Raw genomic sequence first — 11,448 nt, forward strand, 5'->3', positions numbered from 1 at the left:
GGCGGGGCGGCGGGTCACGGCCCTCAGCCCCGGCAGGGCCGCACGGAGCCCGGCGGTGCCGTTGCCCGGGAGTCCGCGGGGCCCGCGGCGCGGCTCACTCACCGGCGGCCTCCGCCCCGGGCCCGTGGCGGCCGTCGATGACGATCGCCCCGAGCCGGTCGGCGAGGACGTACGGCAGGTCGCCGTACGGTTCCCGGCCCGGGTCGACGACCGCCACGTGCAGCCGTGTCCGGTCCATGGCTCCGATCCGGGCGGCGGCCTGCACCGCGTCCTCGACCCCCGCGGCGGCCACCTCCCCCGTGGGCCGTCCGGTGTGGCTGGCCCGCAGCGGGACGTTGCCGCGGCCGTCGGTCACCACCACCAGCCACGCCTCCGTCGGCCCGGTCCCCTGCCGGCGCAGCAGCCGGCGCAGCGCCTGCGCCGCGAGTTCGACGCCGTGGGCGAGCGGCGTCGCCCGGCCGGCCCGGCGGTACAGCGCGCCCGGCACCCGGGGGTCGAGGACGCTGCGGGCGGTGAAGGTCCCCGCGCGCAGTTCGTCGGCCGCGTCCGCCGCGCCGACCTCGATCACCTGGACCGTGGCCCGGCTCGTGTACGCCCACTGCAGGAAGGGGGCGAGGACCTCCTGCCAGTCTCCGTCCCCGGTCCCGTCCCGGCAGGTGTGGTCCAGCAGCAGCACCAGGACCCGCTCGGGGGCGGCGGCGCGCACGTTGCTGTGCAGGTCGACGGGCGAGACGGTGAACCGTTCGGCGCGCCGGGCGCGTTGGTGCACGGCGGCCTCGCGCACCGTGCGGACGTGGGCGATGTCCCGCAGGTCCGTGGCCCGGCGGGTGCCGATCACGGTGCCCCGGGTGGAGACCGGCCCGGTGGTGCGCCGCCGGGGGCCGCGCAGCGGCACGGTGTCCCGCGCCGCGGCCGGTTCGTCCTCCGGGTAGGGGTTTCCCGCGGCCGGGGAGGGCGCGGCGCCGGGTGCGGTGCCGATTCCCTCGGCGGGTCCGGTGTCCAGCAGCCCCCGGTCGCCGTCACGCGTCCGGGGCCCGCGGTGCCCGTCGGCGCCGCGGCGTTCCGGGAGGGTGCCGGGCGGGCCCGCCGGTCCCGGTACCGGATCGGGCGGCTCCGGGTCGCCGTCCGGGCGTTCGGGGGCGCTCCGCGGCACGGCCACGCCGATGAGCCGGGCCGCGGCGTCGCTGTGCTCGGCCGAGGCCGACGGGCGGCCGTCCAGCGCCGCGAGCGTACGGGCGAGCCGCACGAGGGCCAGCTCCCGGCGGACCCCGGCGTCGGGTCCGAGCAGCTCCCGCGCCCGGCCGATCGCCGCGTCGTCGACGGGCACCGGGCGGATGCCTCGGTGTGCCGCCGAACGCCAGGCGGGCGGGAGCCCGGCGAACAGGGCCTCCCGTGCCTCACCCGCCGCCGGTTCCGCGAGCGCCTCGCCCGAACCGGGCAGCCGCAGCCCCGCCACCGACAGCCGTACGGCGAACCGGTCCAGCAGGTGCCGGCTCACCCGTGCCACGTCGGCGCCGCGGCAGACGGCCAGCCAGCGGGCCCGGGGCCGGACCGTCCGGCGCGGTCCACCGCGTTCGACGGTCACGACGTCGGCGCCGAGCAGTTGCACCGCGGCGCGCATCCCGGCGACGCCCATCCGCGCGAGGTCGGGCACCACGACCAACGGCGGTGCCCCGTCGGCGTCGTCCCCCTCGACCAGGGGGCCGGGCTCGGTGCGGACCGTGATGCCGTGCTCGTCGCCGCGGATCCTGGTGCGGGTCCACAGGTCCTCGTCCCGGCCCGCGGCGCCCAGCACGAGCGGCGGTCGCGCCGGTCCGTCGGCTCCGGCGAGCACGGCGCCGAACAGCCGGGCGACCGGATCGACGAGCCGGGGGTCCAGGTCGAGGAGCAGCACCCCGGAGAGGGCGGGTTCGGCCGCCGCGCAGACCAGGGCGAGGCCGAGCCGGTGCGCCGGATCGTCGTACGGGAGGGCTGTCATCTCGGTCAGGCCTCGAAGAGGTCCTGGAGGCGGGCCGCGTCGTCCGGCTCCCAGTCGAAGGTGTCGCCGTGCACCGCTTCGGGCCGCCGGTGCCGCAGGGCCATCGGCAGGACCCGCCGCAGATGCCTGGGGGTCACCCGGTCCGCGCCCTCCAGGGCGGCCAGTGCGCGGGCCGCCAGCACGGCCACGATCTCCCCCCGCTGGCCCACCGCCTCGGTCCGTTCCGCGGCCCGGGCGCACAGCTCCAGGACCTGGTCGGGGACGTCGACGTCGCCGACCCTGCGCCGGGCGGCCGTCAGCCGGTCCCGGGTGCGCGTGTCGTCCCGCCGTGCGGCGGACAGCCAGGCGGAGTCCTCGCGTTCCAGCTCCTGCTCGAAGTCGAGCACCGTGCGCAGCAGCAGGTGCCGGGCGGTCGCGTCCAGCGTCTCGGCGGTGACCATCAGTCCGAAGCGGTCGAGCAGTTGGGGGCGCAGCCCGCCCTCTTCGGGGTTCATGGTGCCGACCAGCCCGAACGACAGGTACTTGGCGGTGTCCAGTCCCTCGCGCTGCACGGACAGGACACCGGTGGCGGCGACGTCCAGGATGATGTCGACGAGGTGGTCGTCGAGGAGGTTGACCTCGTCGACGTAGAGCAGCCCCTTGTCCGCCGCGTCCTCCAGCAGCCCGGGTTGCGGCCGGGGCTCGCCGCGGACGAGCGCCTCCAGGTCCCAGCCGCCGACGACGCGGTCGTCGGTCGCGTTGATGGGCAGGGTGACCGGCAGCTCGCCGTGGGCCATCAGGGCGAAGGCCCTGACGAGGGTCGACTTGGCCGTGCCGCGCGGTCCCGCCATGAGCACGCCGCCGATGCGGGGGACGACGTGGTGGAGCTCCAGCGCCAGCTTGAGTTCCTCCTGGGCCACGACGCGGGAGTACGGCAGGATGCGCGGGCCCGGCACGGCGCGGTTCACGAACCGGCCCCGTCCGCCGTGCCGGCTCCCTGCCCGTCGGGCGCGGGGGCGGGAGCCGGGTCCGTGACCGGGGCTGGGGCGGTCTGCCAGCGGAGCGTGATCTGGAGCTGGGCCTCGGCCCCGCTCTTGACGAGGGTGGCCACCCCGGCGTCGATCTTGATGGCGAGCTGCATCTCGATCTCGTCCGGCCGCAGCCCCTCCGGGAGCTCGCCGAAGCGCCGTACGGCCTGGGCGGCGCACCTGCGGGCGAGGTCCAGTCCGTCGGTGTAGACGTCCCGTGCCACCCGGACGACCCGCTGTCCGGCGCCGTCCCGGGTCACCTCGCCGCCGTAGACCAGGTCGAGCCCGTCGACGACGGACGGGTCGACCTGCGCGTCGACCTCGACCGGTATGGGCCCGTCCGCGCCCGCCGGCACGGGTCCCCATAAGATCACCACACGCTCCCCCTGGCCCAACTCATGTGTGTTGCAGGTGTGTTGAGTGGACCCGTGTTCTTCCCCGGGGCGCGGGGGGTTATGCGCCCCGGGGCGACGTACGTGACCTTCCGGTCTCGTCCTCCGCGCCGTCAGGTGGTCTGGGGCTCGAAGTCCCAGTACGGGCGGTTGCGGGAACGGGCGGAGACGGTGTGCGTGTGCTTGCTGCCCAGTGTCGCGTCGAGGTCGGACAGCGCCTCCTGCTCGACCTTCTCCGCCTGCCGGCGGTCCCGCAGACCGCGCAGGTCCGCCGCGTACGCGATCCGGGTGGACAGCGTGAGCGGGTGGGTACGACCCAGCGACTCGATGGCCCGCGCCGCCGTGTCCCGGCTGAGTTCGGCGGCCCCCTCGGTGTCGCCCACCAGGTTCCGCAGCGCGGAGGCGTTCAGGGCGCAGCCGAGTGTCCAGGGGTGGTTCTCGCCGACGGCCTGCGCCATCTCGGCCAGCGCCTGCTCGACGAGGACGTGGCCGTGCTCGCGTTCGCCGACGTTGCGCAGGATCAGGGCCTGGTTGGCGCGGGACCCGGCGATGAACGGGTGTCCCGCCGGAAGCATCATCTCGTAGCGGGCGACGACTGCCTCGCTGAGTTCGCGCGCCTGGTCGATGTCGCCGTGTTCGCGGGCGTAGCAGCTCTGGCCCGTCGCGAAGATCAGCGTCAGCGGATGGGTCTCGCCCAGTACCCGTTCGCCGCGCTCCAGAACGCTGCTGAGCATCGGTCCCGGCTCCTCGCCGTGCGGGGCCCGCTCGCCGAGGCGGTACCGGCACAGCGCCAGGTTGTACTCGGCCTTGAGGGTCTGCGGGTTGTCCGGACCCATCACGATGCGGTTCTCCCGCACGTTCTTCGACTGGAGGGACTCGGCGTCGGCGTAGCGGCCCAGCAGGCGCAGATCGATGGCGTACGTGATCTCGGAGCTGAGCGCCCACGGATGGCGGGCGCGCAGCAGTTGGCGACGCGCCTCCATGGTGCGCCGGTCGGTTTCCAGCGTCTCCTCGTACCGGCCGAGCAGGCGCAGGGAGACGCCCAGGTTGTTCTGCGCGTTCAGGGTCCTGGAGTCCTGGTCGCCGAGGAGTTCGCGGTAGGCCGCCAGGACCCATTGGGAGAGTTCCAGGGCCTCGTCGTAGCGGGCCAGGCCGCGCAGGTCGCCGCCCAGGCCCGCGGCGGCCCGCAGGTGGTCCAGGTCCTGCGGTCCGCGTTCCTCCCTGAGGTGCTCGACGGCGTCGCGGCTGAGGGACTCGGTGCGGGCGTAGTCGCCCATGGCGCGCAGCAGGTTGGTGTAGTGGTAGGTCAGCTCCCAGATCCGTGCGTGGGTCGGACCCAGCAGGCGGCGCCAGGCGGTGAGGGCGCGCTCGCCGAGTTTGATGCCGGCCCGGTACTCGCCGGAGAAGTACATGTAGCGCAGGCAGTTCAGGACCATGCGCTGGACCTTCGCGTCCTTGCTCTTGAGGACGTCCGCGTACTTGAGGTGCGGCACGATCTCTGCGTAGCCGGGCCACAGCCGGGTTTCGGTCGGCCGTCCCGGGTCGGCCGCCGCGAGGGCCCGCCGTACGACGTCGATGAACTCGCTCCGGTCGGTGTCCGGCATGTCCTTGTGCACGATCTGGTGGACCATGCGGTGCAGGTAGAGCGACTCCCCGGCGGAGACCGGTTCGTCCAGGGAGGCCTCGTGGGATTCCAGCCGGACCACCGAGTAGGTGCGGAGCTGGTTGACCGCCTTGTTCCACAGCAGCGGGTCGTTGAGCAGTCCGGCGAGCTGCTCGGGGAGCTCGTCGACGGGCATCTCCTTCAGCAGGCGTACGGGGATGAAACCCGGCGCGAAGAAGGTGCACAGACGCAGGAGGTCGACGGACTCCGGGACGGTCTCGCGGAGCTTGTTCAGCAGTATCGACCAGGCGGTCTGGAAGGCCAGCGGGAAGTCCGCCGACACCTTCACCACATCGCTGTCGATGCCGCCCTCCAGCAGGGCGATGTACTCGTCGACCGACAGGTCGGAGTCGTTCAGCCAGCCCGCCGTCTGGTCGAGCAGCAGCGGCAGGTCGCCCAGCGCCTCCGCCAGTTGGTCGGCGTCCGCCTCCGACAGGCGGGGGGCCCGGCGGCGGATGAACGCGACCGACTCGTCGCGGGGATAGACCCGGACTTCGAGCAGCTTGCTGTTGTGCTCGCTCCACTCGGGGTTCCGCGAGGTGACGATGACGTGTCCGGGGCCGGTCGGCAGCAGGTCCCAGATCTGTTCCGGCTCGTCCGCCCCGTCGAGGACCAGCAGCCACCTCGAGTACGGCTCCCCGCGGCGGAGCGCGTCGCGTACGGCACGCAGCCGCTCGCCGTACTCCTGACCGGTCCGCAGGTTCAGTTTCGGTGCCAGCTCGGCCAGTTGCCGCCGGTAGGTGACGCGCTTCTCCGCGTTCACCCACCAGACCACGTCGTACTCCGAACCGAACCGGTGCGCGTACTCGGCGGCGAACTGGGTCTTGCCCACGCCGGACATGCCGTGCAGGGTCAGCACGCCGGCGCCGGGCTCGGCGCTCTGCAGGAGGTGGTACGCCTCGTTGAACAGCGGCTCGCGGCCGGTGAAGCGGGTGTTGCGCCGCGGCACCACGCCCCACACGTCCGGCATCGCCGCCGGGAACCGCGGACCGCGCCGTTGCTCCGCCGGGGACTCGGCGGGCGCCTCGGGCGGCAGGTCGAGCCGGTCGAGCAGGCGGCGCTCCGCCTCCTCGGCGCCCATGTTGGTCAGGGCGACCGGTGCCAGTACGGCCGCGGCGGCCGGGACCGCCGCCGTGGTGACCGACACGGCGGCGAAACGGGACGGGTCGGGGGCGACGATCTCGCGCAGGGCCGCGTTCCACTCCTCGTGGGTGCGCGGTCCGAGCTGGAAGTACCACTCGCTGACGATGATGAGGACCCGGCCCTCGGCGAGCGTCAGGTCGCGCAGCAGGTCCACCAGCGGGACATCGGCCGGGGAGTCCCAGCGCAGCGGCACCACCCGTACGCCGCGCCGCTCCAGCCGGTCCCCGATCCAGGCCGCCCAGGCCCGGTTGAAGCCTGCGAAGTGGATCGTGACCGTCTGCCTGGCGGTCCCCCTCTCGGCCGTCTCGACCGGTTTGCGAGCTCCAGACATGCAGTGGCCTCCAGCACGTAGTACCGCAAAATCCTAGGACCCCGGAGCGTCGCGCGTAAGTCCGCCGACCGACGGCAACACCCCCTGTACGGACGATCTTTCCGTACCCGGGCCGCGGTGCGTGGGCATTCATCCGTTAGAGGGCGGGAGCGCGGATGCGTGACGCCGGGTCCACAGTGCGCGCGCGGAGGCCACGTACGCCTGCGCGCGTGCGACGTGGCCCCTGGGTGCGGGGTGTTCGGCCATCCGTTCGTGGGCGGCGGCCATTTCGTCGACGAACCGGCGCCCTCGCACCGTGAGGTCGGGCGAGCCGACGAGGGCGGGCAGGGCGGCTCCGACCTGGGCGCGGTAGCGCGCGTGCTGGGCCCACGCCCAGTCCCGGTCCGGGAGCCCGCTGACGAGCGCCCGGCGCTGGTGGAACGCGGCCATCGCGAGGTGGGAGTACGTGCCCTGGAGCAGACCGTCGTAGGGCCGGGGATCGGTGCGCCAGGGGGCGAAGTACCGTGCCGCGGGACCGGCCCGGTGCAGCGTCACCAGGTCGCTGAGGGCGGCGAGCTTGGCGTGCTGCAACTCGTGGACGAGGGTGGCGGCGAGGGTCACGGAGTCGGACGGGGTACTGCTGAGGAGGGCGCCGAACGCCTCACGGCGGGTGGCACTGCAACTGCCGCGGCCGGTGCCGACTTCGGGCGGCGTCTCCAGCGGGACGAGGCAGCGCAGCAGCGCGTCCGCCTCGGCGAGGCGCTGCTGCCCGCCCGAACGGAGCGCGAGGGCCGTGCCGGACCAGGCCTGGAGCCACCGCTTGCGTTCCGCGTCGTCGAGTGCGAGCGGGGTGCGCAGGTTGCCGTGGCCGGGGCCGTCGGGCAGTTCGCGGTACGGGTCGAGGTCGTCCAGCGGCAGGGGCGGGGCGGCCGGGGTGAGGCCGGGGAGGGCGTGCGCGGGCGTCCAGGCGAGGGCGCCGGACCAGGCGCCGGCGCCGCTCTCCAGGTGGACGGTCACGTCGGGGGCGTCGGCCTGACGCAGGACCAGTCGGCCCTCGGTGCAGGTGACGTCGACGGGTACGTCCCCGGACCGTGCGGTGTGCAGGGCGCCGAGCGACGGGAGGGCGAGGACTCCGGCGCGGGCCGTGAGCCGGGTGCTGAAGGGGATGCCCACTCCGGCCGCGACGACCGCGGCGATCGCGCTGAAGTGCGCGAGGTCGCGCCGCAGCCGCCGGGCCCGCTCTCCGTCCGCCTGGCCGGGGGCGGCGTCGAGGCCGCGCAGACAGGAGCGTGCCCAGGGTCCGGTGAGCGGGTGGAAGAGGCGGGCCCGCGCCGGGTTGGCGAACGGCGCGTGGGCGACGGACGGGGACGCACCGGCCCCCGCACGGGTCGGGGCGTCGTCGGCGACGCGGGCACCCCATGCGCCGGGCAGGGCATCGGCGGTGGCACGGCCACCCGGCACGCCGGGCGGGGCGTCGGCGGCAGTGCGGGTACTCCGCGAGCCGCGCGGGGCAGCGTGGGTGCCGCGCGTTGTCGCGTGGCCGGACCGGCGCTCCGGGCCCGGCGCGTCCGCCGCCGGGAGCCGGTCCGCCTCGGTCAGCAGCGCCCAGTCCTCGCGGAGTCTCGCCTTCTGCGCGGCGGTGCAGACGGACCGCTCGGCCGCCTCGGCCGCGTCGAGCACGGCTCGCAGCAGCAGCAGCCGCCGCGTGTCCTGGTCCCGCACGAGGAGGGCCAGGGTGTCGGGTCCGCCCTCGGTGCGGGCGAGTTCGAGAAGGGCCCGTTCGGGGACCACCGGAAACATCACGAAACGCCCCCTCCGGCCGCGACCGGCCAGGTCGAAGCCGAACCGGCCGACGCGGGGCCTGCCGAACCGGCCGGACCGGCCGACGCGGGGCCGGTGGCGGTCGGCCCGGCCGACGCAGGACCGGCCACGGACGAGCCGGGCGCGGACGAACCAGCCGACACCGGGCCGGTCACGGACGAGCCGGGCGCGGACGAGCCGTCCGAAGTCCGTGCGCTCGCGGCGGCGGTGAGACGCGAGGCCACGTGGCGGATGAAGCGCTGGAGGTCCGCGCAGTACACGGAGGGGTTCCGGAAGCCGTGCCCGGCGCGGTAGCGGTGCGCGTAGTGCCCGCCGCCGCACACCCGCAGCAGCGGGCAGGCCCGGCACTGCCCCGCGAGCGACGCGGTGCCCGCCTGCCGGGCGGCCACGCCCGGGTGCCGCAACGCCTCGTCGAACGAATGGCGGAACACGTCGAGGCCGGTCCGCGCGGCGCCGGGATAGGCCGACTTGAGCGAGTCGACCTGCTCGATCGACCCGTCGGTCTCCACCACGACCGCGTCGAACGGCGCGAGCCCCAGCGCCTCGGTGGCCGCGGGCAGACCCAGCAGGAGCGCCACGCACTCCTCGAAGAGCCGTACCCGGACCTCACGCCGCCCGGCGGCCCACCAGCGGTCGAAGACGGCGCACAGCCAGTCGCCGTACCGGAGGCCGGTCAGGCCCGGCGGCGGCGAGGACCAGTTGCCGTGCGGCAGCAGGAGGTCCAGCGCGGGCGGGCGCAGGTCGAGCAGCGACTCGTACGTCTCGACCGGGTCCAGCGTCGGGTCGACGACGGTCAGGAGTCCCGCGTACGCCTCCGGGAAGCGCTCGGCGACCAGGCGGGCCCCCCGTGCCGCGGCGGGCCAGGACGGACGGCCCGCGTGGTCCACCCGCCGTCGGTTGTGGGCGGCGGTGCCTCCGTCGAGGCTGATGCCGACGCGGACGCCGGCGTCGGCCAGTACGGCGAGGCGTTCCTCGGTGAGCAGGGTCGCGTTGGTCTGCACGGTGGCGTGGACCTGACACCCCGGCGGGACCAGCTCCCGCACCCGCCCGGCGACCGCGGCGAGCGGCCCGGCCCCCGCGAGCAGCGGTTCGCCGCCGTGCAGCACCAGGGCGAGGTCACGCAGCGCGTGCCGGGCGGCGTGCTCGGCGATGCGGGTGGCGGTGCGCTCCAGGACGGCGGCGGAGGCGGCGGCGGGACGGTCGCGCCAGCTGTTGTCGGGACCTTCGTAGAGGTAGCAGTAGGTGCAGGCGAGGTTGCAGCGGCCGTGCATCTTGACGATGAACTGGCGGAAGGGAAAGGGGCCTTCGGGGCCGGTCCGCGGCCCGGGAACGACGGGAGCCGGACCGGTCATGGCCTGTTCCGACACTCCAGCACCCCCCATGCCGTAACGATCCGGCCGGTGCCGCCGCGAGTCGGCGCCACGGCCCCGTGCCGCACGGAGCCGCATTCCCGGCGCGGCGGGTGCCCGAAACTCGACGCCGCAGAAGTTGTCCTATTCACATAACTTCACGTACCAGGATGACCGCGGCCACCGGTCAGAAGGAGTTGTCGAAACCCCACAGCATCTCGCTCGGCTCCGCCGCCCGCGCCCTCAGTTCGCCCAGCACCTCGCGCAGCACCGGATGATCGAGGGTGCCCAGCCGTGCGAGGTCCAGTTCCAGCAGGTCCGGCAGTGGCTCCCCGGCATCCGGGAGCACCTGCTCCGCCCCGGCCCCGTCCTGTGTGTCCATGTCCGTTCCTCTCCTCCGCTCCGCTGTCCCGCCGCCCCTTCGGGCCGGGTCTGAGGCCTCCCGCGCCCGGCTTTCCCGCGTCCGCCCTCACTCCAGGTCGGCGAGCCGCTGCGCCGTCTGCCGCGCGGTCGGTTCCCCCGTGGCCAGACGGTCGTCCGGCAACCGGTCCCACTGCGCCCGCGCCGCCGCGTAGGCGTCCCGGGCCGCGCGGGGCCGGACGGCCGCCTCGAAGGACATACCCCGCCAGTGGTGTGCCTGTGCGGCGAGTTCCACCGCCTCCTGGCGCCGGCGCTCCGTTTCGGCCTCCTCCTCCGCCCGGCGGGCCGACTCGGCGGCCGCCCGGAAGGCGTCGACCGCCACGTCCAGGCGCGCCGCGCGGCCGAGACTCTGGAACGCCTCGAACTGGGCCTGCCCCAACTCCAGTCGGCAGCGCGCCGCCAGCAACGGGTCCTCCGCGTCGGCCGCGGCGAGCCCGAAGAGATGCTCCGCCTCCCTGAGATCGACCCGGTCGCCGCGCGCCTGGTACCGGAGCATGAGCGCCTGTCCGAGGAGCAGCAGCCGGTGGGCGACCCGCCGGCTGCCCGCCGGGGTCTCCATCCGGCAGTCCCGCAGCACCCGGATCGCGCCGGACACCTGCTCCTGGCGCCGGTGGGCGGGCTCCAGGGTGGCCAGCCGGAGCAGTACGCTCCCCCACTCGGCGAGCACGTCCGCGTGCGCGGGCGCGTCCCGGGACATCCAGTGCGCCGCCTGCGCGAAACGGTCGGCGGCCCCGTGCAGTTCGGGCGGCTCCCCCGACTCGGCGTAGCGTGCGACGGCCACCCGCCCCGCGCGGACCAGCAACGCCGCGCGCTGCGCCTGCTCGCGTACGCGGCCGAGGGCCTCGTCGGTCCGGGCCTGGGCCTCGTCCAGCGGGCCGCCCGCCGCCAGCAGCGCGTCGACCAGGTCGATCAGCACCCGGACCCGGTCACGGACGGCCTCGGCGGTGTCCTGTTCCGGGCCGGCCGCCAGCCCGCGGCGCAGCGACCGCGCCGACTGCTCCGCGTACAGCCGGACCTGCACCGGGTCCGCCGTCACCTCGGCCAGACGCAACAGGGTGCGGCCGTGCGCCAGCAGCAGCTCCGGGGGGCGCTCGCTCCGGTCGGGCCAGGCGTCGGCGAACGCCTCCAGCATGCCGACGGCACTCTGCAGGAGAGCGCTGTCGCCGCCCAGGCGCCACTGGGTCTCCAGGGAGGCGACCCGTTCCAGGGTGAGCCGCAGCGCCTCCTCCTCGTCCAGGCCGGGCGCCGCGCACGCGACCGCGTACTCCCGGTCGGCGCGGCGCAGCAGGTCGAGGGCGCCGGACCGGTCTCCGCGCCGTCGCGCGTCGGTGGCGGCCGCGTGCAGCACGCGCGCGAGGACGGCGC

General features: G+C 75.1%; 6 protein-coding genes and 2 pseudogenes. All 8 read right to left on the bottom strand.

Going from position 1 to position 11,448, the window contains the following annotated elements; genetic code table 11:
• Nucleotides 1-94: 94 nt before the first annotated feature.
• A complete protein-coding gene (locus BZZ08_RS37090) occupies nt 95-1,978 on the bottom strand; it encodes a magnesium chelatase (RefSeq protein ID WP_241965658.1) in 1,884 nt (627 codons plus the stop codon).
• A 5-nt stretch (nt 1,979-1,983) separates the two neighbouring features.
• Nucleotides 1,984-2,925 carry an AAA family ATPase gene (locus BZZ08_RS37095; RefSeq protein ID WP_241965659.1) on the bottom strand — a complete coding sequence of 314 codons (942 nt, stop codon included), beginning with the start codon at nt 2,923-2,925 and terminating at the stop codon, nt 1,984-1,986.
• A complete protein-coding gene (locus BZZ08_RS37100) occupies nt 2,922-3,359 on the bottom strand; it encodes a CU044_2847 family protein (protein ID WP_104636558.1) in 438 nt (145 codons plus the stop codon). Before BZZ08_RS37100 ends, BZZ08_RS37095 begins: the two co-directional genes overlap by 4 nt.
• A gap of 131 nt (nt 3,360-3,490) precedes the next feature.
• Nucleotides 3,491-6,514 carry an FxSxx-COOH system tetratricopeptide repeat protein gene (gene fxsT / locus BZZ08_RS37105; RefSeq protein ID WP_104636554.1) on the bottom strand — a complete coding sequence of 1,008 codons (3,024 nt, stop codon included), beginning with the start codon at nt 6,512-6,514 and terminating at the stop codon, nt 3,491-3,493.
• Nucleotides 6,515-6,643: 129 nt separating this feature from the next.
• The gene (locus BZZ08_RS37110; protein ID WP_104636555.1) at nt 6,644-8,293 is read right to left on the bottom strand and encodes an aKG-HExxH-type peptide beta-hydroxylase; all 1,650 of its coding nucleotides are present in this window, start codon (nt 8,291-8,293) and stop codon (nt 6,644-6,646) included.
• A 215-nt stretch (nt 8,294-8,508) separates the two neighbouring features.
• Nucleotides 8,509-9,666 (bottom strand): annotated as a pseudogene (locus BZZ08_RS37115) (FxsB family cyclophane-forming radical SAM/SPASM peptide maturase); the annotation flags it as partial.
• 184 nt (nt 9,667-9,850) lie between these two features.
• Nucleotides 9,851-10,045, bottom strand: coding sequence for an FxSxx-COOH cyclophane-containing RiPP peptide (gene fxsA, locus BZZ08_RS37120; RefSeq protein WP_104636556.1), 195 nt, complete (start codon nt 10,043-10,045; stop codon nt 9,851-9,853).
• A gap of 87 nt (nt 10,046-10,132) precedes the next feature.
• Nucleotides 10,133-11,448: pseudogene (locus tag BZZ08_RS37125) on the bottom strand (SAV_2336 N-terminal domain-related protein); the annotation flags it as partial.

Source organism: Streptomyces sp. MH60 (genome assembly GCF_002939385.1).
Taxonomy (GTDB): domain Bacteria; phylum Actinomycetota; class Actinomycetes; order Streptomycetales; family Streptomycetaceae; genus Streptomyces.

Coding starts and splice junctions, on each gene's coding strand:
- BZZ08_RS37090 (WP_241965658.1), bottom strand. CDS start 1,978: ATGACAGCCCTCCCGTACGACGATCCGGCGCACCGGCTCGGCCTCGCC.
- fxsT (WP_104636554.1), bottom strand. CDS start 6,514: ATGTCTGGAGCTCGCAAACCGGTCGAGACGGCCGAGAGGGGGACCGCC.
- BZZ08_RS37110 (WP_104636555.1), bottom strand. CDS start 8,293: ATGTTTCCGGTGGTCCCCGAACGGGCCCTTCTCGAACTCGCCCGCACC.
- fxsA (WP_104636556.1), bottom strand. CDS start 10,045: ATGGACACACAGGACGGGGCCGGGGCGGAGCAGGTGCTCCCGGATGCC.